Below are 23,907 nucleotides of genomic sequence, written 5' to 3'. Positions count from 1 at the left end.
ATTCTGTTATAATTCTAATAACAAAGTATTAGAAAATTGAGATTTGTTCAGTTTACAAAAATATAAATAACTGTTTAGGTAATCGAAATTTTAACCAGATAAATTAGTCTTTGTTATTTTCTTTTTACGTCTATTTTTAAAAACTGCATCTAATACTACTGCACTAATAATTACAATAGCGCCGTAATAGAACTGTATAGACATTTGTTCTTTTTCAGGAAAAAAGTACAAAGCTAGCAATATACCATATACAGGCTCAAGATTGTAACTAAGAATTACAGTAAATGGTGAGATATATTTCATAACCTCAACTGCAGCAATAAAAGCATATGCGGTACATACTGATGCTAGTATAAATATGTACATCCAATCATTATTTGACAATGAAAAGAATTCTGTATTAAAACCGTCATAAAAAAATACGATACCAATAGTAATAAAGAAAACACCGCTAACAAACTCGTAAAACGAAATAACACTAGCTTTATGTTTTAAAATCAATTTTCCATTAATAACAGCAAATAAAGTAGAAAACAAAGCAGAAGCTAAGCCTAAAACTATCCCATTAATAAATTTTAGTTCTCCTTGGGTTATAAGGAAAACACCAAAAATTACAATAACACCAAATAAGATTTCATACCATAAAACCTTCCTTTTAAAAAAAATGGGCTCAATAAACGATGCAAAAAATGCTCCCGAAGAAAACATAGCTAGTGTAATAGAAACATTTGATTGATTTATAGCCTCAAAAAAAGTAATCCAATGCGCAGCAATAATTGCTCCAGCTATAGCTAGTTGAAGCGCCAATTTTTTATTTATTCTCAGTCGTTTTTTTGTAATCTTAATGTAGAATAACATTAATACTCCTGCTATTAGCATTCTATACCAAACTAATGCAAATGACCCAATAGTAATTACCTCACCAAGTATGGCAGTAAAACCAGCAATAAAAACTAGAAAATGTAAGTGTAAATAATGCTTTAGGTTACCTTTTGGCATTGTAGAGTAAGTATATAGCTAAGATACCGAAAATTATGTTAGGGAACCATACTGCTATCAATGGTGAAAAGTTTGATTGCTCAGCCATTACTCCAAAGATTTTATCAAAGAATACATAAATCATTGCTATAGTAATACCAAATGCTAGGTTTACTCCCATTCCTCCACGACGTTTAATTGAAGAAACTGCAACTGCAATAATAGTTAATATAAATACAGATGCAGGTAAACTCCACTTCTTATACTTTACTACTTCGTATCTACCTATATTAGATGAGCCTCTGGCTTTTTCTTTATCAATAAAATCTACGAGCTCATGATAAGGTTTTGTTTCTGCTATATAATTTACAGGTGTTAAGTCTTCTACATCAAAAGCAAACTCAACAAACATCCTACGTTTTTCTTCAACTGTAACATTACCAATACTATCATAACTTCTTTTGTAATAAGAAGACAATCTATATGTAGAATCTTCCTCTACGTATCTAATACTACTGGCAAAAATTTTGTATTGCAGTCTATTATCTTCAAAATGTTCTAAAGTAAAATTCTGTCCTCTCTTAGATTTTGGGTCATAAGAGCTTACATATATAATGTCATTATCTGTAATTCGTCGAAATACATCTCGAGTTTCTTGTATTTTTTTGTTTCGAGATAAGTACTTGTACTTAAATTCATTAAACCCTTGACTTGCTTTAGGGGCTAAGAACATTCCTAATATTAAAGCCAAACCTGCAATGATTGTTGCACCTATTATATATGGCCTTAAAAATCTTGTAAATGAAACACCTGAACTTAAAAATGCAACAATCTCAGTATTGTTGGCTAACTTAGATGTAAAAAATATAACTGATAAAAAGAGAAATAAAGGAAATAGTAAATTGGCAAAGTAAATCGTAAAATTCAGTAAATACTCAGCAACTGCATCAAAAGGCACTTCGTTTTCAATAATTTTTCCAATTTTTTCTGCTAAATGGACCATTATTGCTATTGGTATAAAGAGCAATAGCATCATTAAAAATGTAAAGAGATAGCGTTTAAGTATGTACCAATCTAAAATCTTCATCTATTACAAACGTTTGTCCATTTGTTTAACCATTTTATCTTTCCAAGCTCTAAAATCTCCTTGAATAATATGTTTACGAGCTTCTCTTACCAACCAAAGATAAAAACCTAAATTATGTATTGTAGCAATTTGCTTGCCTAATAATTCATTTACAGAAAATAAATGTTTTAGATATGCCTTACTATAATCGGTATCAACAAAAGTAATTCCCATATCATCTATTGGCGAAAAATTATCTGCCCATTTTCTGTTCTTTATATTAATTGTTCCATGAGCTGTAAACAACATTCCATTTCTGGCATTACGAGTTGGCATAACACAATCAAACATATCTACACCTAACGCAATATTTTCTAAAATATTTATTGGCGTACCTACTCCCATCAAATATCTAGGCTTATCTTCTGGTAAAATATCGCAAACAACATCTGTCATAGCATACATTTCTTCAGCTGGCTCACCAACAGATAAGCCTCCAATAGCATTACCTTCTGCTCCTGCATTAGCAATATACTCTGCAGATTGTTGTCTTAGATCTTTATAAGTGCTTCCTTGCACAATCGGAAAAAATGCTTGGGAATAATCGTATTTAAAAGGTGTTTTCTTTAAATGCTCCAAACAACGTTCTAACCAACGATGTGTCATATGCATAGAACGCTTTGCATAATTATAATCACAAGGATAAGGTGTACACTCATCAAAAGCCATAATAATATCAGCTCCAATAGACCGCTGAATTTCCATCACATTTTCTGGCGTGAATAAATGCATACTTCCATCTATGTGCGATTTAAACTTCACACCTTCCTCTTTAATCTTTCTATTTGCAGAAAGAGAGTAAACCTGATAACCTCCAGAATCAGTTAAAATATTACGATCCCAGTTCATGAATTTATGTAAACCACCTGCTTGCTCTAAAATTGAAGTTTGCGGACGCAAGTATAGATGATAGGTATTACCTAAAATAATATCTGGGTTAATATCATTTTTTAATTCACGTTGATGTACACCTTTAACACTAGCAACAGTGCCAACAGGCATAAAAATTGGCGTTTCAATTTTTCCGTGATCTGTAGTTATTTCTCCAGCTCTTGCTTTACTCTGTAGGTCTTTAGCAATCTTTTTAAATTCCATGAAAACAGTTGTGAATGGGCAAATATAATTAACTCAATTGCATAAGCTCTTAATTAAATTTAAAATTGTTAGCAATTCACTAAAATCGTTAATAAATGACATAAATCTTACTTTGCCACCCTAGTTGAAACAACTATTTTTGAAACACTAAAAACAAGCTAGATTTAAGATGCCAAACATTCAAGAATTAAAAGATTTAACAACACAGGTTCGAAGAGATATTCTTCGCATGGTACATAAAGTAAACTCTGGACATCCAGGTGGCTCATTAGGTTGTGCAGAATTTTTTGTTACACTTTACCAAGATATAATGGATAGAAAAGACCATTTTGAAATGGATGGAATTGGCGAAGATTTATTCTTTCTTTCTAACGGTCATATATCTCCAGTATACTACAGTGTATTGGCTCGTTCTGGTTATTTTTCTGTCGATGAATTAAATACTTTTAGGTTAATTGATTCTAGACTCCAAGGGCACCCTACAACACATGAAGGTTTAGAAGGTATAAGAATTGCTTCTGGATCTTTAGGTCAAGGTATGTCTGTTGCAATTGGCGCTGCAGAAGCAAAAAAATTAAATGGAGATTCGCATCTAATTTACAGCCTACATGGTGATGGTGAACTACAAGAAGGACAAAATTGGGAAGCCATAATGTATGCCTCTGCAAAAAAAGTAGACAACCTTATTTCTACTATTGATTTAAATGGAAAACAAATCGACGGCGCCACGGACGATGTTTTACCAATGGGTAGTATTAGACAAAAATTTGAAGCTTTTGGTTGGCTAGTTATAGATATTGAAGAAGGCAACAATATTGAAGCAATACTAAAAGGTATGACTGAAGCAAAATCTAAAACTGGAAATGGAAAACCAGTATGTGTATTACTAAAAACTGAAATGGGTAATGGTGTAGATTTTATGATGCATACTCACGCTTGGCATGGCAAAGCACCAAATGATGAGCAGTTAGAAATTGCTTTAACACAAAATCCTGAAACTTTAGGCGATTATTAATATGAAAAAAACAATATTAATTCTGTTAGTCTTTTGCTCAAGTATGTCTTATGCTCAAGAAAAAAAAATAGAGATTGACTATGTCGTTGATTATGTTATTCCAAATAATAGAACACAAGCGATGGATACTGTTTCTATTGGGTTTAATAAGGATGGTAAATTTCTTTGGACAAATGCAAGTGTTTTAGCAAAAAAGTTGGCTGATACAAAGTTTATGTCAAAAGCTAATAATTCTGAAAATTCAGAGATAAACTTACTTTATAACACTATTGACAATAAGGTATTATTCTCTATTATTTTTGGAGACAATGAAATTTATGCAAATATGGATATGGCATCTATTATTCCTATTAACTCAGAAAATAGTTTTGATGAAGATATAAACTTATTGGTAATACCTTTAAGTGAAAAAGAGTCAATGTTTGAAAGAGCTGTAAGTGTTTTTGAATTATACCCTGAAGAAGAATCTAATGAAGGACTTAGAATAATATTAGATGAGAATCATTATTGTAATAACAACACTTATACTTCGGGTTTTATAGATTTAATGCTAAAGATGACATCGAGTACTGGTAATATTAAATTTGATATTCCTAATGGTTTATTTTTAAAAGCATATGACCTAAATGATAATTTATTGATTGAGGCAATTAATGTTAACACAGATAAAAAGACTATAATATTAAACTACAATTTTCAAATAAAAGAATGAAGACATACGAAAACACAGGAAATAAAGACACTCGCTCTGGATTTGGAGCAGGTTTAACTGAACTCGGGCAAACAAATGAAAATGTAGTAGCACTCTGTGCAGACCTTATTGGTTCATTAAAAATGGATGCTTTTAAAGCTAATCACCCTGAACGCTTTTATCAAGTTGGCATAGCTGAAGCAAATATGATTGGTATAGCAGCTGGCCTCACCATAGGTGGGAAAATTCCTTTTACAGGAACTTTTGCAAACTTCTCTACGGGTCGTGTCTACGATCAAATAAGGCAAAGTGTGGCCTATTCTGGAAAAAATGTAAAAATTTGTGCATCTCATGCAGGAATTACTCTAGGGGAAGACGGTGCAACACATCAAATCCTTGAGGATATTGGCCTCATGAAAATGCTTCCAGGAATGACAGTTATTAATACTTGTGACTTTAACCAAACAAAAGCAGCAACGTTAGCTATCGCCGAGCATAAAGGCCCAGTATATTTACGTTTTGGTCGCCCTAAAGTTGCCAATTTTACTCCTGAAAATCAGAAATTTGAAATTGGAAAAGCTGTAAAGCTAACCGAAGGTAACGACGTTACTCTTGTGGCAACAGGTCATCTGGTATGGGAAGCTCTTGAAGCTGCAAAAGCTTTATATGAAGAAGGAATCACTGCAGAGGTTATTAATATACATACTATTAAGCCTTTGGACGATAAAGCTATTTTAGAGTCAGTATCAAAAACTGGTTGCGTTGTAACAGCAGAAGAGCACAACTATTTAGGAGGTTTGGGAGAGAGTGTATCTAGAGTCTTAGTAAAAAATAATCCTCTTCCTCAAGAATTTGTAGCAACTAACGATACATTTGGTGAATCTGGAACTCCTGCTCAACTTATGGACAAGTATGGATTAAATAGTAAGGCTATTATAGAAGCTGCAAAAAAAGCGATAAAAAGAAAATAAGTTGAGTTTGGCAGCGTTTTTGTTAAAGTAATCTAAATCAAAAACGAATAATTATGAAGAATTTATTTTTTACTGCACTATTAGTTGCAGGATTTTCAACAAGTTTATTTGCCCAAAAAGGGAGCGGCTTTGGTATCAAAGCAGGTTTAAATTATGGTGGAAACGGAGATTATTTTGAATCCGTTAATAACAATTTCCAAAATCCCGATCAAAATATTGGTTATCATATTGGTGTTTTCGGTAAATTAGGGAACAGACTATACTTTAGACCAGAATTAGTATACACAAAAGTAAAAAGTGATTACAATGCTGGTGATTTTGATATGCAAAAGCTAGATGTTCCGTTATTAGTTGGGATAAAAGTTCTAGGGCCAGTTAATGTTTTTGCTGGACCATCATTGCAGTATATACTTGATACAGATTTTGAAAACTTAAGAGTTGATGATATTGAAAACGACTTTAGTGTTGGCTTAAACTTTGGTATTGGTCTTAACCTAAATAGACTTGGTATCGATTTAAGATATGAAAGAGGTTTTAGTGATAATGAAGCTACTTTTATTGATAATAATAATATTATTTCTTTAGACCGTCTAGACACAAGACCAGAACAATTAATCTTAAGTTTATCATACAAGATATAGACTTGAATTTTAAATTTACAGATAATAAAAAACCGCTAAATGATTTAGCGGTTTTTTATGCAAAATCATCAACTTAATATTAGTTATCTTCACTATAATCTATAGTAATGTCAGCATCTAAGTAATCCATAATTCCATTATTGTCAGAATCAATAATGGTCCCTGTCGTTATAGTAATCATGCCATTTTCCTCGGTTCTAAAAAGCTCAAATTCGTTTAATCCTAATGTTGGCTCTGGGTCTCCACTATTAAATGGAGGATATTCTGTTCTTTCAAGTTCATTTATTGTTAATACACCGTCACCATCATCATCAGGGTCAACATAATTAACAATTAAATTTTCATCTGTATCTTCATCAAAAGTGCTTAAATCATTATTTAAATCCTCTACATATGATGGGACACCATCATTATCATGATCATTAACTTGTGTCTGGAACAACGCAAACTTGAATATTAAATTTGAATACGATGGAATTCCTACTAATTGACCAGAGAAATACGCTAGACCAGAAGGTAAGAACATAACGCCTAGACCATAATCATCAAACTGTACATTAGAACCAGTTGTAAAACTCGAAGCTACATTAAATTCAGGAAAAACACGTTGCCATCCTGTAATAACACCGCCGGCATTGACTCCAAAACCTACGAGATCAAAATCTAAAGGATTTATAGCACTATCAAAAACAGATGCATCTTCAACTAAAGTACCTTCATATTCAACTCTTACTTTATCAGTGAAATTAGGAGATGCTTCTCCACCGCCTTGATTAATTCTTAAAATATAGTATTCGTATAATGTATCTTCAAAAGTAGTAGTCTTAGTTTCAACAGCACCTAATAATAGACTATGATTAGCAGGAACTGTCTCCCCATCTAAAAGCTCAGTAATAATTATGTCTGTAACTTCAGGGTTTTGAATACTACTCAATGCACCGCTATTGTAATAGTGACTTTGCAAATAATCTAATAATATAGCTTTATCAGTTACTTGTTGCTCAGTTCTATCTCTATCTTCAACAGGTATAAAATCAGGATCATCCGGTGAACATGCCAAAATAATTAGAGAGAAAAGAGCTATACTACTTAAGGTTCTTCTTAATTTCATAAAGTGTTTTAAATACATGTTTGTAATAGATACAAACTAGGTTCAATATTGCTTAATTTTGAGGCGCAAGATACAATAATATAATACTTTTGTAAAATTCATTAACGCAGTTTTTAGTTAAATTATATGCGCATAGATAAGTTTTTATGGTGTGTTAGATACAGTAAAACCAGAAATCAAGCTTCGATAGCTTGTAAAAAGGGGCAGGTTAAGGTTAATGACGCGGTAATTAAACCAAGTAGAGAAGTATATATTGGGGATATTATAATATTTAGAAAAAATCAGATTAACTATAAAATAAAAGTTAATGATATTCCTCCTAATCGAGTTGGGGCTAAGCTTGTTGATATTTATAGAACAGACTTAACACCAAAATCAGAATTTGAAGCTCAAGAATTACTAAAATATAGTAAAGATTATTATAGAAAAAAAGGCACAGGAAGACCAACAAAAAAGGATAGACGCTCAATAGAAAGTTACACAGGTGAAGAAGAATAATTTAGATACCGATTATTGGGAAAACAGATATCAAAATCAAAATATAGGCTGGGATATTGGAGAAATATCAAACCCTATTAAAAAATACATTAACCAAATTTCTGATAAAAGCATCAAAGTCTTAATTCCCGGAGCTGGTAACAGTTATGAAGTTGAGTATTTATGGGAGTCAGGTTTTAAAAATACTTATGCACTAGATATTGCTGAAAGTCCATTGAATAATTTGAAAATGAGAATACCTAGTTTTCCGAATAAACAAAGCTTACATATGGATTTTTTTGACTTAAGTATGAAATTTGATTTAATCCTTGAACAAACATTTTTTTGTGCCTTAAATCCAATTTTTCGTAAAAATTATGTTCTAAAAATGAATGATTTACTTAATACAAATGGAAAATTATCAGGTTTGTTCTTTGATTTTGAATTAACAGAAAATGGTCCTCCTTTTGGCGGAGACAAGGAAACTTACTATAGACTATTTAAAGATAATTTTAAAATTAAAACGCTTGAATCTGCATACAATTCTATAGAAGGTAGAAAAGATAAAGAACTCTTTTTTATATTTGAAAAAAAGTGAACATGAGCACAGAAAAAAATACGATTCTTAATCACCAAGAAATTCAGCATAAAATAAAGCGTATTGCATATCAGATATATGAGAGTAATATTAACGAGGATGAATTAATTATTGCTGGAATTGAAAAAAATGGGTTTCTGTTAGCTAAAAAGATAAAATCAACATTAGATAAAATCTCTCATATAAATAGTACACTCTGTAAAGTAATTATAGATAAAAAGTCTCCATTAAATAATATCACTACTTCAATAAACACTGAAGATTACCGTAATAAATCAATAGTTCTTGTTGATGATGTCTTAAATTCTGGAAGCACTTTAATGTATGGTGTTAGGCATTTTCTAAGTGTACCAATAAAACAGTTTAAAACTGCAGTTTTAGTAAATAGAAATCATAAGAAATTTCCGGTAAAGGCAGATTTTAAGGGTATTTCATTATCTACCTCCTTAAAAGAACATGTCAATGTTAATTTAAGTAAACAACCCTATGAAGCTTACCTAGATTAGTTTTAATAGTATTTGCTCTACAATTTCTGAAACTGTCTTTTCATCTGTTACGATTGAGTAATCGCTTCTTGAATAAAAGAGAGAACGTTCAAATAAGTGTTTCCCTATAAACTCAGTTAAATTTTCTTTTGATTTTATATGACTTATTAAAGGTCTTTTGTGTTTCTCCTCCCAAAGTCTTTTTAATAATTCGGGGATAGATGTCTTTAAGTAAAATGACCTAACATTATGGTCGTTTATTATTAAATCCATATTATTTCCGTAACATGGTGTACCTCCGCCAAGCGACAAAACAATTTTGATTTTTGAAGAGATTATATTCTTTAAATAGTCTGTCTCTTTTTTCCTAAAATAGATTTCTCCTTTTTGACTAAATATTTCTGGAATAGATAAGTTTTCATTTTCAGCTATAATATCATCTAAATCAACAAAATCATAATCCAAAACTGTAGCCAATTCTCTTCCAATTGTAGATTTTCCAGACCCCATATAACCCACTAAAACTATAATCATATATGCTTATAAATTGATTGTGAAACTCCTAGCTTGACACCACACAAAAAAACAAAAAAATATCTAAAAAAAGCATTGTTTTATTAATTAAACATTTTATATTTGCACCCTCATTTAGAGAAACACATAATGACTTGGTAGCTCAGTTGGTAGAGCATCTCCCTTTTAAGGAGAGGGTCCTGGGTTCGAGCCCCAGCCAAGTCACAAAAGTTAAGCATGATTGCTTAACTTTTTTTTTATATTTACATCTCATTTTGCGCACGTGGCGGAATTGGTAGACGCGCTGGCTTGAGGGGCCAGTGACCGTTTAGGTCGTGGAAGTTCGAGTCTTCTCGTGCGCACTTTTACTCTTAAATTTTATTGTTTAAAGAATTGTTTATTTAATTTTTGTTAAATACATTCTTTTTTTGAGTTAAAAACTTATTTTTGTTTAACGATTATACATAATCAATGAACAATTTAAAGAATAAGTTTAGTATAAAGGATTTAGAAAATCTTACTGGTATCAAGGCTCACACTATTAGAATATGGGAGAAACGTTATAATTTACTTTCTCCAAAAAGAACAGACACTAATATTAGATACTATGATTTAGCAAGTTTTCAAAAACTGCTAAATGTAAGTTACCTCAATAATAATGGTTATAAAATATCTAAGATTGCAACCCTAAAAGCAAGTGAAATACCAGGTTTGGTCAGAGATATTGCATCACAAACTAATCTTGAGAGTCATGCAATAAATTCTTTCAAGCTATCAATGTTAAATTTTGACCAAGCATTGTTTTACAATACTTACGAGTCGCTACTTAAAGACAAATCTTTTGAAGATGTTTTTTATGATGTCTTTATTCCACTATTAACAGAGATTGGATTGTTATGGCAAACAGATACAATAACACCTGCGCATGAGCACTTTTTAACAACGCTCATCCGTCAAAAAATACTAATAAATACGGAGTTTATTCAAGCAGATGCGAAACCAACATCTAAAAAGACATTTGTCCTTTTTTTACCAGATAATGAGATTCACGAGCTAGGTTTAATGTTTTTAAACTATCAAATAGTATCTCGTAATTATCATGCCATATTTTTAGGTCAAAGTGTACCTCTAGACAGTCTTAGTGATATTTTAGGCTATTATGATAATTTAATTTTCTTATCCTACTTTACAATTAAACCCCTAAAGAATGATATAGAGAATTACATTAAAGACTTTGACAAGCTTATTCTACAAAATTCTGATGCAGAGTTTTGGGTTTTAGGACAAATGCTAAACTATTTAGACCTAGATAACTTGCCAAAAAAAGTCAAGTCTTTTAAGTCTATAAAAGAAGTCGTTACGCAACTAAACTAAGGTATGACAAAAGTATCCATTATAGGCTCGGGTTTTTCTTCGCTTTCAGCAGCTTGTTATCTTGCAAAAGATGGCTATGAGGTATCTGTATTTGAAAAAAACAATAGCATTGGTGGTCGTGCAAGGCAAATAAAAAAGGAAGGTTTTACTTTTGATATTGGTCCTAGTTGGTATTGGATGCCAGATATCTTTGAGAAATTTTTTAATGATTTTGGCAAATCTACTAAAGATTATTATGAATTGGATAAACTAAGTCCAGCCTATAAAATCTTCTTTTCTGATGATGAAATAACTATAGGTGATACTATGGATAAAATCTGTGATGAGTTTGAGCGCATAGAATCTGGTAGTTCTAAACCTTTGAGAAAATTTATATCTCAAGCACAAGAAAACTATGATATTGCAATAAATAAGATTGTTTTAAAACCTGGTCTTTCTCCCCTAGAGTTAGTTACAAAAGACACTATTACTAGAATAGATCAGTTTTTTAAAACAATAAGCAGTCAAGTTCGAAAAAACTTTAAAAATCCAAAGTTAATATCAACACTAGAGTTCCCTGTTTTATTTCTTGGTGCTAAACCAAGTAAAACACCTTCGTTTTATAGCTTTATGAATTTTGCAGACTTTGGTCTTGGCACTTGGCATCCTAAAGGTGGAATGTATGAGGTTATAAAAGCTATGGGAGATTTAGCAGAAAGCTTAGGAGTAACTATACATACCAATTCTGCAGTTAATGAAATAAATGTATTAGAAGGAAAAACCACTGGTATAGTTGTTAATGGTAAAACGATAAAGTCAGACTACGTTCTTAGCGGTGCAGATTATTGTCATTCTGAAACACTTCTAAAACCTCAATTTAGACAGTATAGCGAAGCTTATTGGGAAAAGAAAACTTTTGCACCATCATCATTATTGTTTTATGTAGGTTTTGACAAAAAACTAAATAACGTAGAGCATCACAATCTATTTTTTGATACAGATTTTGAAGCTCACGCCGAAGATATTTACGATAATCCAAAATGGCCTGAAGAACCATTGTTTTATGTTAATTTTCCATCTATTACGGATACACGTATGGCTCCAAAAAACTGTGAAACTGGTTTTTTTCTAATACCAATTGCTCCAAACTTGGAAGATACTGAGCAACTTAGACAACAATATTTTGATATTATTATAGAAAGATTCGAAAGAAAAACTGCACAAAAAGTTGTAGATAATATTATCTTTAAAGAGTCTTTTTGTGTTAAAGACTTTAAAAAAGAATACAATTCATATAAAGGAAATGCTTATGGCATGGCAAATACGCTTATGCAAACAGCATTTCTTAGACCTAACCTGAAAAGTAAAAAAGTGAAAAATCTTTATTTTACTGGACAGTTAACTGTACCTGGGCCTGGTGTACCACCATCATTAATATCAGGGAAACTGGCAGCAGATTTAATAAAAAAGCATCAATCAAATTAAAAACTCAACGCCATGAAATCAATCTTCGACAAGGTATCAAGAGAATGTAGTAAGCTAGTTACAACGTCTTACAGCACTTCTTTTTCTATGGCCACAAAAATGCTTTCAGAAAGTATTAGACAAGATATTTATAACATCTATGGATTTGTAAGGTTTGCAGATGAAATTGTAGATACGTTTCATGATTATGATAAAAAAGTATTGTTTGATAAATTTTCTAAGGATTTAGAAGATGCACTAGAAATGCAAATTAGCCTCAACCCAATTCTAAATTCATTTCAAGAAACTTACCATAAGTATAATATTGAAAAGCATATGGTAGATGCTTTTATGAAAAGTATGCATCAAGATTTATATAAGCAAGATTACCTTACTGATGAAGAATACAAACAGTATATATACGGCTCTGCAGATGTAGTAGGCCTTATGTGTCTAAAGGTATTTGTCAAAGGAAACGATGAAAAATATAATCAACTAAAGGACTCCGCAATGAGCTTAGGGTCAGCTTTTCAGAAAGTAAATTTCCTGAGAGATTTAAAAGCCGATTTTGAAGATTTGAGTCGTACATATTTCCCAAATACAGATTTAAATCACTTAGATGAATCTTCAAAAAAAGCAATAATTGATGATATCGAACAAGATTTTAAGAAAGGTCTTATAGGTATTAAAAAACTTCCGCTTGAGGCACGCTTTGGTGTATTTATGGCTTACAGATACTACAGTAAATTATTAGAAAAGCTTAAGAAGACACCTGCTCTCGAAATAAAATCTGCCCGTATTAGAGTTCCTGACTATAAAAAAGTAGAGCTTTTAACTCGTAGCTATGTAAAATATCAATTAAACTTACTTTAAAATTTACTCCCTAATGCAAATACTTTTCTGGATACTCATATTTTTCGGAACATTTTTTATAATGGAATTTAATGCATGGTTTACACATAAATATATCATGCATGGTTTTTTATGGAGTTTACATAAAGACCATCATCACAAAGACCATGATAGTTGGTTTGAGCGAAATGATGCCTTTTTTATTTTTTACGCTGTGGTTAGCATGGTATGCTTTTATTTATGGAGCTATGAAGGTGTCTGGTTTACACTTCCAATAGGTTTAGGTATACTGGCTTATGGTATAGCGTATTTTATTGTTCATGATATTTTTATACACCAACGCTTTAAGTGGTTGAGAAATATTGATAATAAATATGCTCGTGGCGTAAGACGTGCGCACAAAATACATCATAAACATTTAGGGAAACATAAAGGCGAAAACTTTGGAATGCTTATAGTCCCTTTTAAATATTTTAAATAAAGTTCTTTATAAGTATATCAAGTACATTCTGAACACTGTCATTATACCAATCTACTGCACCAGATTTATCGATAATAATTTCTCCTTTTTGGTTAATTATTAGAGTTCTAGGAATTGAAGACGTTTGCAATTCTTCAGTAGGATTTGATTGTATTTGATATACCGGAAATGTATAATTGTACTTTTCTTTAAAAGCTTTAATTTTATCTATTGAATCATTTGTAACAAACAGAAAATCTACTTCTTGACCATATTTATCATATAGCTTTTGCAAACTTGGCATCTCAGCAATACAAGGCGGACACCATGTTGCCCAAAAATTCACAATCACAATTTTGCCTTTAGATTGATTAAAATTATAAGCTATACCCTCTTCTTTTTTTAGCCTCCAATCATAATTGCTTAAGGCAACATTCTCTTCTTCAACACTCACAGGGTTAACCAAAGCTATACCTTTATGCAAAAGTACTTGTATTGGTTGTCGCGTTTGTGGCAAAATCAATAAAACTATTACAACTAAAAAGAGAATATTATTTCGTTTGGTCTTATTCATCTATTTAAAAATATAAAGCGTAGCTTCTTAGACGAAACTACGCTTTATAAATAACATTTAATTGTTATAAAACTATCTTGTTACTGTACCGGTAGGTAAAGAAGCAACATTTGCAGAAAAATCATGAGTAGAAGGTGCCGTTGCAGTACCTGCTACACCAACTAGAGGTTTTATAGCAAAAGGTGCTGGAGAATCATCTGGAACTGGCTCAAGTGAAATCACTACCGTTCTATTTCTTACATCTAAAGGGAATACTTCTCCCGTAGGTGCATTTAAAAAGAAATCTTCTCCTGGTACTGGTGGACCTTGATTAAATTCAGTACCACTAAAACCTGTAAAATTATCACGACCTCCAAAGTTATCGAAAGTACCTGTACTAATTGGTCCTGAATCTCCAATTACCCAGCCTTCATAAGTCCAACCTGCATTCTGAGATACATCTGGTAAAGTTAAATTTGCTGTTGGTGGCATTCCAGGAGTTCCAAACCACACACCATACTCATCGTTACCGTTATTGCCTGTTCCTGGCATCATTTCATCTGTTGGTGTTCTTAAGAAAAAAGTACCTGAAACATTAGTTAAGTCACCTATTAAGTCTGTATTTACATTTGCGCTATTACCTGTAAACTCTCCCCTAAGCACTTTTGTTGGCGCTGGAGCTGGGTCTGGATCTACTAGAGGTTCAATTGATAATACAAAAGCGGTTGCATTTGAAAGCTGCGTGGCATCTACAGCAAAGTTTTGAGGGAAATTAACACTTGTAAAACGACCCGTAGTTACTGGCTGTCCATCTACGATAATCCAACCTTCATAAACAAAGTCAGAGCCTAAAGCTTCTAATCCATTTAGATTTAAAGTTAAAGTTTCTAAATTTGATGCGTTATCATCATCGTCGCTACAAGAAGTTAGCATTAATCCTAATGCTAAAACTCCTAAAAACATTTTTTTAATCATTGTCTTATTTTTTAAGTTCATATAATTTGATGATGCTAAATTATATGGCACCAATAAGATAAAATGTTAGCTAGCTAACATTAAGCAATTTTTTTTAGGATTCTTATTTCTTTTCTGTTGAAATTAATGATGTTATTTTCCTTTAAATCATTTAGAAGTGTATTTAAAGTAGGTCTAGATATACCAATTAGTGAAGCTATATCTTTCTGGGTATATGGGTGTCTGATAACGTGGTCTCCTGTTCTATCACAGTTATAACCATATTCTAGACACAACTCATCCAAAAATTCTACAAGTCTTGTTCTTGCATCTTTAAATAACAAAAGCTGGAGTCTACGCTCAAGCTTCTTAAATTTAAAACCAATGAATTTATATATTTTGAAACTAAATGTTTGGTTATCTCGCATGAGTTCATGCATGGTACTAACACCTACTGGGCATATAGACGTATTATTATCCAAAGATTGCGCAAACTCATCACGAATATTCTCTCCAAGTATGGCTTTTTCACCAAATAATTCGCCTTTTCTTAAAATAGCTTTCACAACTTCTTCACCATCTTCATTATAATAGCCAATCTTCACTTTTCCTTTTTCTATAAGGTAGATTTTATTAGCGGCATCTTCTTCAAAATAGATATAATCGCTCTTCTTATAAGCATCGAAATCATGTCCGCTTTTATAAGCCTTAAATTTATGCGGGCACAATAAACCAAAGAGGTTAACATCTTCAAAAACCCATAAAGAATTCATAATACAAAAAATTGATGATATTCTTACGAGTCGTAATCTTATAATTAACCTTACAAAAAAACTCCTAACATTTCTGTCAGGAGTTTTTATAAATTTTTAAAAATACTTTATATACCAAAAGTAAGTGTTAAAACTACATCTGTAAATTTGGTGTCTAAGTTTGCAGTTTCTCTAAATGTAGGCGCATTAGAATATAAAAATTCATTACGCTCTCTTTCTGCTTGACTATATGCTATATCTATGGCAAAATCACCAAACTTATAACCTAATCCAAGTGAATATGCTGTTAAATCTCCAACAAAAGTATCATCCACATATGGACTTTCTTCCATTCTGTATCCGCCTCTAAAGCTAAATTGCTTATGCCTAAGCTCACCTCCAATTCTATATGTATTAGAAACTCCAAGTAAGTTAGATATTTCATTATTCTGAAATGCAAAAAACGGATCATCTGTTGGTCTAAAAACAGTATCGCTAAAATCTTTTCGGGAATAATCAAAACTCAACAACCCTTTATCTCCAAAAACATATGCCAAACTCCCAGTTACTTTCCCTGGTGTACGTAATCTATACGCTGGGTATATGTTTATAATATTGGGGCTAATAATTATCGGATTATTAAAACCATCTACAGTGGTTTGCAGAAATTGAGTAGTCTCTTCATTAATACGATACCAAGTAGGAGAATTATAAGTTAGTCCAACTCTAAATTCGTTTGTAAGTTTTACAATAGAACCAATCTGGAATGAAACACCAGTCCCTGTAGTTAAAAGTGTATTATCAAAACCAACCGCAGTGACTGTAGAGCCAGCATTGGAATTTGTCTCATCAAATACCGTAGAACGTTCATAATTAAGGAAATGTGCATTAACATTTACCCCTATATTTATTCTTTCGTCATATTGAGCTGCAAAATTAAAAGCCATTTTACCGTTATATCCAGTAGAAGCTAAAGCATACCGTTGATTATAATCGCCACCAACAATATTATTATCATATTGAGTATTATCATCAACATCTGCATCAGGCTCTAGTATAAATGACTCAAACCCAAGAAATGCCTGTTGATGCCCAAATCCAAATACGCTACCGATATCTGCATAAGCTTCATTAATAGTTTCTCCAGGTAAAGCAGATATTTCATCCAGTCTTAAACCATTTGCAAAACCATTAAAATATTCAGCAATAGAAGTATTAGAATTTACACCACTTGCTATCCAACTATCACTAAAATCTCCTGTTCTATCATATGCAATTCCTAAAGAAAATTTATTCCATTTTGTATTAGGATTATTACTAGCATATACAAAAACACCGCCACCTTGTCCAAGATTAAAACTATTATCTTCTGAAGACCTGGTAGTATTAAAATAATTGACATCATTATTTTTTGCCGATAACCCTAAAGTAAATGAAGCTTTGCTTTGTGTAAAAACTGCCGAGCTTGCTGGGTTTATATTTATTGCAGAAATATCTCCACCTAGTGCACCAAATGCACCTCCCATGGCTCTAAAACGGGCAGTGCCACCAATTTCATCATTTGCATATCTTAATGCATCTGTAATATCCTGAGCGTTAACAAAAGACATAGAAATAGCTGTTATGAATAGTATAAGTACTCTTTTCATAATATATATTTAAAGTAAATTATCGTTTGAATTATCCTCTTCTACCTCCTCTAGAACTTCCTGAAGAACGTGAACCTCCAGATGAACGTGAACCGCCACTCGAACGTACACTTCCTGACGAACGAGAAGGGCTACTTGATCTTCTTATAGTAGTGCCTCTAGATGGTCTTGTAGTAGTGCCACGTGAAGGTCTAGTTGTTGTACCTCTAGATGGTCTTGTTGTGGTGCCACGTGAAGGTCTAGTTGTTGTACCTCTAGGTCTTGAAATAGTACCTCTTGAAGGTCTAGTTGTAGTTCCGTTACCATTACGTATACGAGGATTACTTATAGTTCTTCTTGGTCTAGTGCCAGTTGTAGTTCTTGGTCTTGCTATTGTTCCATCTGCATTTCTTCTAACGGTTCTTGTATTTGCATTATTAGATGCTATTCTTCTAGAAACAGAGTTTCCTCTTCTACTTAAAGTCCTTCTATCTAATTGTGCAATAGACCTACTATTTAATGCAGAATTTCTTCTACCATAAACCGCCCCACGTCTTCCTCTATTATATGCAAAACTATTACCATAATAACCACCAAAGCGGCCATAACCAAAATTGTTCCAGCCCCAGCCAAATCCTGGAGGACAATAAAACGGATTGTTCCAGCCCCAGCCATAACCAAATCCAAATCCACCCCATCTATTCCATCTGTTCCAGCCCCAATTGTTCCAGCCCCAGCCAAAACCACCATTCCATAACCATGGGTCATTCCAACCCCAATTGTTCCAACCGGTATTATAGAAATTTACAATAACTTGATCATTAACTTGACCCCAACCACCATAATTTCCTTCTAAAACAACTTCTTCGTTAACTTCCTCTCCACTACTATAGGAGTCAATATCTGTAAAAATCTCAGATTCTTCTTCTATAGATTGTAATTTTTCAGATGTTTCAGCAAAATAATTGGTGTAGTATTCAGAATTTGCTCTACTATTAGATGCATCATCTACTTCTACAACAACTTCATCGGAACTGTAGATTCCATCATTATCATATCCAACGTATTGATATGCACCGCATGAAAAAAGCATTAAAATTGCTCCTAATGCCATAAATGGTGCTGTTAATTTTTTGAGTGTAGAAGTAAATCGCATATCTATGATGATTTAAATTGTTGAACTTTACAAAAATAGTTAGTTTTGCCCTACTATTTTTTTATTTAACATAGTCACAATATTTGTGCCAAATAACAGAGAATGAGCAAAAATCTTACGAAAAGAGCAGAAGATTATTCAAAATGGTATAACGAATTGGTTGTAAAAGCTGATTTAGCTGAAAACTCAGCTGTTAGAGGTTGTATGGTTATCAAGCCTTATGGCTATGCAATTTGGGAAAAAATGCAAGCTGAATTAGATAAAATGTTCAAAGCAACTGGACATCAAAATGCATATTTCCCTCTTTTTGTGCCTAAGAGTTTGTTTGAAGCTGAAGAAAAAAATGCTGAAGGATTTGCAAAAGAATGTGCTGTAGTTACACATTATAGATTACAAAACGACCCTGATAATGAAGGGAAGTTAAGAGTCGACCCAGATGCTAAATTAGAAGAAGAACTTGTAGTTAGACCAACGAGTGAAGCCATTATATGGAATACATACAAAGGTTGGATACAAAGCTATAGAGATTTACCAATATTAATTAATCAATGGGCAAATGTTGTTCGTTGGGAAATGCGTACACGCTTATTTTTACGTACTGCCGAATTTTTATGGCAAGAAGGTCATACCGCACATGCTACTGAAGCAGAAGCTATTGCAGAAACTGAACAAATGAATACAGTATATGCTGATTTTGCCGAAAATTTTATGGCTATCCCGGTAATAAAAGGTGTTAAGACTGAAAGTGAACGCTTTGCTGGTGCTATTGACACCCATTGTATAGAAGCTTTAATGCAAGACGGGAAAGCGTTACAGGCAGGTACATCTCACTTTTTAGGTCAGAACTTTGCGAAAGCTTTTGATGTTAAATTCACAAATAAAGAAGGTAAACAAGACCACGTTTGGGCGACATCATGGGGTGTTTCTACTAGACTGATGGGTGCGTTAATCATGACACATAGTGATGATCAAGGGTTGGTATTGCCTCCAAACTTGGCTCCAAATCAAGTTGTTATTGTACCTATATATAGAAGCGATGAACAATTTGAAGCTATCAAAGAAGTCGTATCAAAAGTTAAATCTGATTTAGAAGCAAAAAATATAACTGTTAAGTTTGATGATAGGGATACTTTCAGACCTGGTGCAAAATTTGCGCAACACGAATTACAAGGTGTTCCATTACGTATTGCAATTGGACCAAAAGATTTAGAAAATGGAACTGTAGAATTAGCTAGACGTGATACCTTAACTAAAGAGGTTGTTTCAATTGAAGGTATAGAAGATAGAATATCAGACTTACTAAAAACAATTCAAGAGGATTTGTTTAATAAAGCCCAAACGTTTAGAGACAATCACATTACTGAAGTTGAAGACTTTGAAACTTTTAAAACTATTCTCGAGACTAAAACTGGTTTTGTTTCTGCACATTGGGATGGTACTGCAGAAACTGAAAACAAAATAAAAGAGCTTACAAAAGCAACTATTAGATGCATCCCTTATGATAGTAAAATAGAAGAAGGAAATTGTATTTATACAGGTAATACATCAAAGCAACGTGTGCTCTTTGCTAAAGCATATTAATTTTTTTTAAAAAAAATTGCTTTGGTGTTGCAACATTTAAAAATAGTTGTATTTTTGCATCCGCAATGGAAACATTGTTGTTCATTTAAATTTTAAATTGATTTTTAGAGCCTTTAAAATTGCTTTAAAAATCTGAATATAAATGGCCCGTTCGTCTATCGGCTAGGACGCCAGGTTTTCATCCTGGTAAGAGGGGTTCGATTCCCCTACGGGCTACAATTTTTTAATAAAAATAATAGACATGGCAAATCATAAGTCAGCATTAAAAAGAATTAGAAGTAACGAAAAGAGACGTGTGCTGAACAGATACCAGCATAAAACTACACGTAACGCTATCAAAAAATTACGTGAGCTAACTAATGCTAAAGAAGCACAAGCAATGTTACCTACTGTTGTTGGTATGATTGATAAGTTAGCAAAGAAAAATGTTATTCATGCTAATAAAGCTGGTAACTTAAAATCTCAATTAACTAAGCACGTTGCTGCATTATAGTTAATATACTTTTACGATATTCAAAAAGCCTTTCTAATTAGAAAGGCTTTTTTTGTGAGTAATTATTACTTTTAACTTAGAAAGATATAATTATGACTTTAAATCAAAACAAACAAAATGCTATTGCATTTTACAAAATGGCATATGAAGGTAATCCAAAAAAAGCAGTTGAGTTATTTGTTGGTGATGACTATATACAGCATAACCCATTAGTTGGTGATGGTAAGCAGCCGTTTATTGCATATTTTGAGCGCATGCAAAATGAATATCCAAATAAGTCAATTGAATTTGTTAGAGCTATAGCTGAAGGTGATTTGGTTGCCTTACACACTCATCAAACTTGGCCTGGAAATCAAGAATATGTAACTATGGATTTTTTTAAGTTTGACGCAAACGGAAAAATCATAGAGCATTGGGATGCTATGCAAGAGATTCCTGAGAGTTCTGCAAATGGAAATACGATGTATTAATAAAGTAGCTCCAAAACATTAAACAAAAAAGGCTTTGATTTTCATCAAAGCCTTTTCATATTCTTATATGATATTTAATTAAGCATTCTGCTTTTTAATTAGGTTTAACGCAGAACCTTCATGATACCATTCAATTTGAGAATCGTTATAAGTGTGGTTTAACTTAATAGTATCAGAACTGCCATCAGTATGTACAATCTCTAAAGTCAATTGTCTTCCAGGCGCAAATGCATCTAAATCGACGAAGTTAAACGTATCGTCTTCTTGAATTAAATCATAATCAGCCTCGTTTGCAAACGTTAACCCTAACATACCTTGCTTTTTAAGATTAGTTTCGTGAATACGTGCAAAGGATTTTACTATAACAGCAGCTACACCTAAGTGACGTGGCTGCATAGCCGCATGCTCTCTAGAAGAACCTTCTCCATAATTATGATCTCCAACAACTACAGACCAAATACCATTTTTCTTATATTCTCGCTGTGTATCAGGTACTCCTGCATAATCACCAGTTAATTGATTCTTAACAAAGTTTGTTTTCTTATTAAAAGCGTTAACAGCACCTATTAATGTGTTATTAGCAATGTTATCTAGATGTCCTCTGAAACGCAACCATGGTCCTGCCATAGAGATATGATCGGTTGTACACTTACCAAATGCCTTAATTAATAATTTAGCCCCTGAAATATTACCTTCAATAGGTGTAAATGGGGTTAGTAATTGCAAACGCTCAGACGTAGGGTTTACTGTCACCTTTACTCCACTTCCATCTGCAACTGGCTCTAAATAGCCATTGTCTTTAACATCAAATCCTTTTGGAGGCAGTTCCCAACCTGTTGGCTCATCGAACATAACCTCTTCTCCATTTTCATTGATTAACTTATCAGTTAATGGATTAAAATCTAAACGACCAGCTACAGCAATTGCAGCAGTTAACTCGGGAGAAGCTACAAAGGCATGTGTATTTGGGTTACCATCTGCACGCTTCGCAAAGTTTCTATTAAATGAATGTACTATACTATTTTTTGGTGCATTTTTTGGATCACTATATCTTGCCCATTGTCCAATACAAGGACCACAAGCGTTTGTAAATATCTTTGCATCTAAGTTTTCGAAAATTCCTAAAATACCATCGCGTTCAGCAGTGTAACGTACTTGCTCAGAACCTGGGTTAATACCAAGCTCAGCTTTCATTTTTAAGCCTTTATCTATGGCTTGTTGTGCAATAGATGAAGCTCTAGACAAATCTTCATAAGAAGAATTTGTACAAGACCCTATTAATCCCCATTCAACTTGAAGTGGCCAATCATTTGTTGTAGCCTTTTCAGTCATTTCGCTACCTACAGATGTAGATAAATCTGGTGTAAATGGACCATTTAATAATGGGCCTAATTCAGAAAGATTAATTTCTATAACTTGGTCAAAATACTGTTCAGGATTTGTATAAACTTCTGCATCTGCAGTTAAATAATCTTTAACTTGGTTTGCAGCATCTGCTACGTCTGCTCTATCTGTTGCACGTAAATAACGCTCCATAGATTCATCATAACCAAATGTAGAAGTCGTTGCACCAATTTCGGCACCCATATTACAAATAGTACCTTTTCCGGTACATGACATTCCTGTTGCTCCAGGTCCAAAATATTCTACAATAGCTCCTGTTCCGCCTTTTACAGTCAAAATTTCAGCAACCTTTAAAATTACATCTTTTGGTGCTGTCCAACCAGATAATTTACCTGTTAACTTTACCCCAATCAACTTAGGGAATTTAAGTTCCCATGCCATACCAGCCATAACATCTACAGCATCTGCACCACCAACACCAATAGCTACCATCCCTAATCCACCTGCATTTACAGTGTGAGAATCAGTACCAATCATCATTCCACCTGGAAATGCATAATTTTCTAGTACTACTTGATGAATAATACCAGCGCCTGGTTTCCAAAAACCAATACCATACTTATTTGATACAGATTCTAAAAAATTAAAAACCTCACTACTTGTACTATTCGCATTTTTTAAATCTGTTGCTGCACCATCTTTTGCTTGAATTAAATGATCACAGTGTACTGTTGTTGGCACGGCTACTTTAGGTTTTCCAGCTTGCATAAATTGCAATAGTGCCATCTGTGCTGTTGCATCTTGGCAAGCAACACGGTCTGGGGCAAAATCCACATAGTCTTTACCTCTTGAAAAGGCATTAGTAGGTTTTCCATCCCATAAGTGAGCGTATAATATTTTTTCAGAAAGAGTTAATGGTTTACCAACAATATCTCTAGCAGCATCTACGCGCTCTGTCATGTTAGCATAAACCTTTTTAATCATATCAATGTCAAAAGCCATATAGTATTTTTAAAGGTTGATAATTAATTTTTAGCAGCACAAAATTACAAATTTTAAAGCATTTTTAAAAATATGTAATAGAATTGAATAATCATTGAAAATAATTCAATGTAGAGCAATAAATCTATACATAAATTGAATAAA

The 23,907-nt window shown here is 32.8% G+C and carries 25 protein-coding genes and 3 tRNA genes; 17 read left to right on the top strand and 11 right to left on the bottom strand.

Annotated features, from left to right (window positions below; translation table 11 throughout):
- Window positions 1-90: 90 nt before the first annotated feature.
- From Q0770_RS14325 to tgt, 3 genes are read right to left on the bottom strand one after another with little or no spacing between them, the layout of a single operon-like run.
- Window positions 91-999 carry a DMT family transporter gene (locus Q0770_RS14325; protein WP_299118094.1) on the bottom strand — a complete coding sequence of 303 codons (909 nt, stop codon included), beginning with the start codon at window positions 997-999 and terminating at the stop codon, window positions 91-93.
- Window positions 986-2,065: an LptF/LptG family permease gene (locus tag Q0770_RS14320; protein ID WP_299118093.1), complete on the bottom strand. Its 1,080-nt coding sequence runs from the start codon at window positions 2,063-2,065 to the stop codon at window positions 986-988. Before Q0770_RS14320 ends, Q0770_RS14325 begins: the two co-directional genes overlap by 14 nt.
- Window positions 2,066-2,068: 3 nt before the next feature.
- On the bottom strand, window positions 2,069-3,199 hold the full coding sequence (gene tgt / locus Q0770_RS14315) for a tRNA guanosine(34) transglycosylase Tgt (protein ID WP_299118092.1): 1,131 nt from the start codon (window positions 3,197-3,199) through the stop codon (window positions 2,069-2,071).
- Window positions 3,200-3,368: 169 nt separating this feature from the next.
- Here tgt and Q0770_RS14310 point away from each other — a divergent pair, with 169 nt between their 5' ends.
- From Q0770_RS14310 to Q0770_RS14295, 4 genes are read left to right on the top strand one after another with little or no spacing between them, the layout of a single operon-like run.
- Window positions 3,369-4,214 carry a transketolase gene (locus tag Q0770_RS14310; protein ID WP_299118091.1) on the top strand — a complete coding sequence of 282 codons (846 nt, stop codon included), beginning with the start codon at window positions 3,369-3,371 and terminating at the stop codon, window positions 4,212-4,214.
- 1 nt (window position 4,215) lies between these two features.
- The gene (locus Q0770_RS14305) at window positions 4,216-4,926 is read left to right on the top strand and encodes a hypothetical protein (RefSeq protein WP_299118090.1); all 711 of its coding nucleotides are present in this window, start codon (window positions 4,216-4,218) and stop codon (window positions 4,924-4,926) included.
- Window positions 4,923-5,876, top strand: a complete 954-nt coding sequence (locus Q0770_RS14300) for a transketolase family protein (protein ID WP_299118089.1) — start codon at window positions 4,923-4,925, stop codon at window positions 5,874-5,876. The genes Q0770_RS14305 and Q0770_RS14300 overlap by 4 nt, the downstream gene beginning before the upstream one ends.
- A gap of 53 nt (window positions 5,877-5,929) precedes the next feature.
- The gene (locus Q0770_RS14295) at window positions 5,930-6,517 is read left to right on the top strand and encodes a porin family protein (RefSeq protein ID WP_299118088.1); all 588 of its coding nucleotides are present in this window, start codon (window positions 5,930-5,932) and stop codon (window positions 6,515-6,517) included.
- A gap of 79 nt (window positions 6,518-6,596) precedes the next feature.
- On the opposite strand, the gene Q0770_RS14290 is transcribed toward Q0770_RS14295, so the two are convergent.
- Entirely contained in the window at window positions 6,597-7,628 is a 1,032-nt protein-coding gene (locus Q0770_RS14290; protein WP_299118087.1) for an FKBP-type peptidyl-prolyl cis-trans isomerase, read from the bottom strand.
- 126 nt (window positions 7,629-7,754) lie between these two features.
- On the opposite strand from Q0770_RS14290, the gene Q0770_RS14285 reads away from it, so the two are divergent.
- Genes Q0770_RS14285 through Q0770_RS14275 form a run of 3 tightly spaced genes read left to right on the top strand, consistent with a single transcriptional unit; the run spans window position 7,755 to window position 9,209 of the window.
- A complete protein-coding gene (locus Q0770_RS14285) occupies window positions 7,755-8,126 on the top strand; it encodes an RNA-binding S4 domain-containing protein (protein ID WP_299118086.1) in 372 nt (123 codons plus the stop codon).
- The gene (locus Q0770_RS14280; protein WP_299118084.1) at window positions 8,113-8,703 is read left to right on the top strand and encodes an SAM-dependent methyltransferase; all 591 of its coding nucleotides are present in this window, start codon (window positions 8,113-8,115) and stop codon (window positions 8,701-8,703) included. The genes Q0770_RS14285 and Q0770_RS14280 overlap by 14 nt, the downstream gene beginning before the upstream one ends.
- Before the next feature lie 2 nt (window positions 8,704-8,705).
- A complete protein-coding gene (locus Q0770_RS14275; RefSeq protein ID WP_299118083.1) occupies window positions 8,706-9,209 on the top strand; it encodes a phosphoribosyltransferase family protein in 504 nt (167 codons plus the stop codon).
- Here Q0770_RS14275 and Q0770_RS14270 read toward each other — a convergent pair.
- The gene (locus Q0770_RS14270) at window positions 9,201-9,722 is read right to left on the bottom strand and encodes a shikimate kinase (RefSeq protein ID WP_299118082.1); all 522 of its coding nucleotides are present in this window, start codon (window positions 9,720-9,722) and stop codon (window positions 9,201-9,203) included. The genes Q0770_RS14275 and Q0770_RS14270 overlap by 9 nt on opposite strands.
- Window positions 9,723-9,853: 131 nt before the next feature.
- Here Q0770_RS14270 and Q0770_RS14265 point away from each other — a divergent pair.
- The 6 genes from Q0770_RS14265 to Q0770_RS14240 all read left to right on the top strand — a co-directional run bounded on the left by Q0770_RS14265 (window position 9,854) and on the right by Q0770_RS14240 (window position 13,851).
- Window positions 9,854-9,926 (top strand) — tRNA-Lys (locus tag Q0770_RS14265).
- 52 nt (window positions 9,927-9,978) lie between these two features.
- Window positions 9,979-10,063 (top strand) — tRNA-Leu (locus Q0770_RS14260).
- Between the two features lie 109 nt (window positions 10,064-10,172).
- Complete coding sequence (locus Q0770_RS14255; RefSeq protein ID WP_299118080.1) at window positions 10,173-11,075, top strand: MerR family transcriptional regulator; 903 nt, start codon at window positions 10,173-10,175, stop codon at window positions 11,073-11,075.
- 3 nt (window positions 11,076-11,078) lie between these two features.
- Complete coding sequence (locus Q0770_RS14250) at window positions 11,079-12,539, top strand: NAD(P)/FAD-dependent oxidoreductase (protein ID WP_299118079.1); 1,461 nt, start codon at window positions 11,079-11,081, stop codon at window positions 12,537-12,539.
- 12 nt (window positions 12,540-12,551) lie between these two features.
- The gene (locus Q0770_RS14245; RefSeq protein WP_299118078.1) at window positions 12,552-13,391 is read left to right on the top strand and encodes a phytoene/squalene synthase family protein; all 840 of its coding nucleotides are present in this window, start codon (window positions 12,552-12,554) and stop codon (window positions 13,389-13,391) included.
- A 13-nt stretch (window positions 13,392-13,404) separates the two neighbouring features.
- Complete coding sequence (locus Q0770_RS14240) at window positions 13,405-13,851, top strand: sterol desaturase family protein (protein ID WP_299118077.1); 447 nt, start codon at window positions 13,405-13,407, stop codon at window positions 13,849-13,851.
- Here Q0770_RS14240 and Q0770_RS14235 read toward each other — a convergent pair.
- The 5 genes from Q0770_RS14235 to Q0770_RS14215 all read right to left on the bottom strand — a co-directional run bounded on the left by Q0770_RS14235 (window position 13,844) and on the right by Q0770_RS14215 (window position 18,873).
- Complete coding sequence (locus Q0770_RS14235; RefSeq protein WP_299118075.1) at window positions 13,844-14,404, bottom strand: TlpA family protein disulfide reductase; 561 nt, start codon at window positions 14,402-14,404, stop codon at window positions 13,844-13,846. The two genes, Q0770_RS14240 and Q0770_RS14235, sit on opposite strands and share 8 nt — an antisense overlap.
- A 72-nt stretch (window positions 14,405-14,476) precedes the next feature.
- On the bottom strand, window positions 14,477-15,358 hold the full coding sequence (locus tag Q0770_RS14230) for a hypothetical protein (RefSeq protein WP_299118073.1): 882 nt from the start codon (window positions 15,356-15,358) through the stop codon (window positions 14,477-14,479).
- Between the two features lie 80 nt (window positions 15,359-15,438).
- The gene (locus tag Q0770_RS14225; protein ID WP_299118071.1) at window positions 15,439-16,110 is read right to left on the bottom strand and encodes a Crp/Fnr family transcriptional regulator; all 672 of its coding nucleotides are present in this window, start codon (window positions 16,108-16,110) and stop codon (window positions 15,439-15,441) included.
- A 107-nt stretch (window positions 16,111-16,217) separates the two neighbouring features.
- Entirely contained in the window at window positions 16,218-17,738 is a 1,521-nt protein-coding gene (locus tag Q0770_RS14220; RefSeq protein WP_299118069.1) for an OmpP1/FadL family transporter, read from the bottom strand.
- 31 nt (window positions 17,739-17,769) lie between these two features.
- Window positions 17,770-18,873: a hypothetical protein gene (locus tag Q0770_RS14215; protein ID WP_299118067.1), complete on the bottom strand. Its 1,104-nt coding sequence runs from the start codon at window positions 18,871-18,873 to the stop codon at window positions 17,770-17,772.
- Between the two features lie 102 nt (window positions 18,874-18,975).
- On the opposite strand from Q0770_RS14215, the gene proS reads away from it, so the two are divergent.
- The 4 genes from proS (at window position 18,976) to Q0770_RS14195 (ending at window position 21,417) form a co-directional block, all read left to right on the top strand.
- Window positions 18,976-20,454 carry a proline--tRNA ligase gene (gene proS / locus Q0770_RS14210; protein WP_299118066.1) on the top strand — a complete coding sequence of 493 codons (1,479 nt, stop codon included), beginning with the start codon at window positions 18,976-18,978 and terminating at the stop codon, window positions 20,452-20,454.
- Window positions 20,455-20,598: 144 nt separating this feature from the next.
- Window positions 20,599-20,670 (top strand) — tRNA-Glu (locus Q0770_RS14205).
- A gap of 25 nt (window positions 20,671-20,695) precedes the next feature.
- Window positions 20,696-20,947 (top strand): 30S ribosomal protein S20, encoded by a 252-nt coding sequence (gene rpsT / locus Q0770_RS14200; protein WP_188374130.1) that lies wholly within the window; start codon window positions 20,696-20,698, stop codon window positions 20,945-20,947.
- A gap of 92 nt (window positions 20,948-21,039) precedes the next feature.
- Window positions 21,040-21,417: a nuclear transport factor 2 family protein gene (locus tag Q0770_RS14195; protein ID WP_299118062.1), complete on the top strand. Its 378-nt coding sequence runs from the start codon at window positions 21,040-21,042 to the stop codon at window positions 21,415-21,417.
- Between the two features lie 78 nt (window positions 21,418-21,495).
- Here the strand turns inward: Q0770_RS14195 and Q0770_RS14190 are convergent, their stop codons facing one another.
- On the bottom strand, window positions 21,496-23,763 hold the full coding sequence (locus Q0770_RS14190; protein WP_299118060.1) for an aconitate hydratase: 2,268 nt from the start codon (window positions 23,761-23,763) through the stop codon (window positions 21,496-21,498).
- Window positions 23,764-23,907 lie beyond the last annotated feature (144 nt).

Origin of the sequence: uncultured Winogradskyella sp. (assembly GCF_947501905.1) — a bacterium.
In the GTDB taxonomy this organism is placed as follows: Bacteria; Bacteroidota; Bacteroidia; order Flavobacteriales; family Flavobacteriaceae; genus Winogradskyella.
The sequence above is the reverse complement of the archived record's forward strand: the minus strand, read 5'-3'. Positions and strand labels throughout refer to the sequence as shown.

Coding starts and splice junctions, on each gene's coding strand:
- Q0770_RS14325 (WP_299118094.1), bottom strand. CDS start 999: ATGCCAAAAGGTAACCTAAAGCATTATTTACACTTACATTTTCTAGTT.
- Q0770_RS14320 (WP_299118093.1), bottom strand. CDS start 2,065: ATGAAGATTTTAGATTGGTACATACTTAAACGCTATCTCTTTACATTT.
- tgt (WP_299118092.1), bottom strand. CDS start 3,199: ATGGAATTTAAAAAGATTGCTAAAGACCTACAGAGTAAAGCAAGAGCT.
- Q0770_RS14310 (WP_299118091.1), top strand. CDS start 3,369: ATGCCAAACATTCAAGAATTAAAAGATTTAACAACACAGGTTCGAAGA.
- Q0770_RS14305 (WP_299118090.1), top strand. CDS start 4,216: ATGAAAAAAACAATATTAATTCTGTTAGTCTTTTGCTCAAGTATGTCT.
- Q0770_RS14300 (WP_299118089.1), top strand. CDS start 4,923: ATGAAGACATACGAAAACACAGGAAATAAAGACACTCGCTCTGGATTT.
- Q0770_RS14295 (WP_299118088.1), top strand. CDS start 5,930: ATGAAGAATTTATTTTTTACTGCACTATTAGTTGCAGGATTTTCAACA.
- Q0770_RS14290 (WP_299118087.1), bottom strand. CDS start 7,628: ATGAAATTAAGAAGAACCTTAAGTAGTATAGCTCTTTTCTCTCTAATT.
- Q0770_RS14285 (WP_299118086.1), top strand. CDS start 7,755: ATGCGCATAGATAAGTTTTTATGGTGTGTTAGATACAGTAAAACCAGA.
- Q0770_RS14275 (WP_299118083.1), top strand. CDS start 8,706: ATGAGCACAGAAAAAAATACGATTCTTAATCACCAAGAAATTCAGCAT.
- Q0770_RS14270 (WP_299118082.1), bottom strand. CDS start 9,722: ATGATTATAGTTTTAGTGGGTTATATGGGGTCTGGAAAATCTACAATT.
- Q0770_RS14255 (WP_299118080.1), top strand. CDS start 10,173: ATGAACAATTTAAAGAATAAGTTTAGTATAAAGGATTTAGAAAATCTT.
- Q0770_RS14250 (WP_299118079.1), top strand. CDS start 11,079: ATGACAAAAGTATCCATTATAGGCTCGGGTTTTTCTTCGCTTTCAGCA.
- Q0770_RS14245 (WP_299118078.1), top strand. CDS start 12,552: ATGAAATCAATCTTCGACAAGGTATCAAGAGAATGTAGTAAGCTAGTT.
- Q0770_RS14240 (WP_299118077.1), top strand. CDS start 13,405: ATGCAAATACTTTTCTGGATACTCATATTTTTCGGAACATTTTTTATA.
- Q0770_RS14235 (WP_299118075.1), bottom strand. CDS start 14,404: ATGAATAAGACCAAACGAAATAATATTCTCTTTTTAGTTGTAATAGTT.
- Q0770_RS14230 (WP_299118073.1), bottom strand. CDS start 15,358: ATGATTAAAAAAATGTTTTTAGGAGTTTTAGCATTAGGATTAATGCTA.
- Q0770_RS14225 (WP_299118071.1), bottom strand. CDS start 16,110: ATGAATTCTTTATGGGTTTTTGAAGATGTTAACCTCTTTGGTTTATTG.
- Q0770_RS14220 (WP_299118069.1), bottom strand. CDS start 17,738: ATGAAAAGAGTACTTATACTATTCATAACAGCTATTTCTATGTCTTTT.
- Q0770_RS14215 (WP_299118067.1), bottom strand. CDS start 18,873: ATGCGATTTACTTCTACACTCAAAAAATTAACAGCACCATTTATGGCA.
- proS (WP_299118066.1), top strand. CDS start 18,976: ATGAGCAAAAATCTTACGAAAAGAGCAGAAGATTATTCAAAATGGTAT.
- rpsT (WP_188374130.1), top strand. CDS start 20,696: ATGGCAAATCATAAGTCAGCATTAAAAAGAATTAGAAGTAACGAAAAG.
- Q0770_RS14195 (WP_299118062.1), top strand. CDS start 21,040: ATGACTTTAAATCAAAACAAACAAAATGCTATTGCATTTTACAAAATG.
- Q0770_RS14190 (WP_299118060.1), bottom strand. CDS start 23,763: ATGGCTTTTGACATTGATATGATTAAAAAGGTTTATGCTAACATGACA.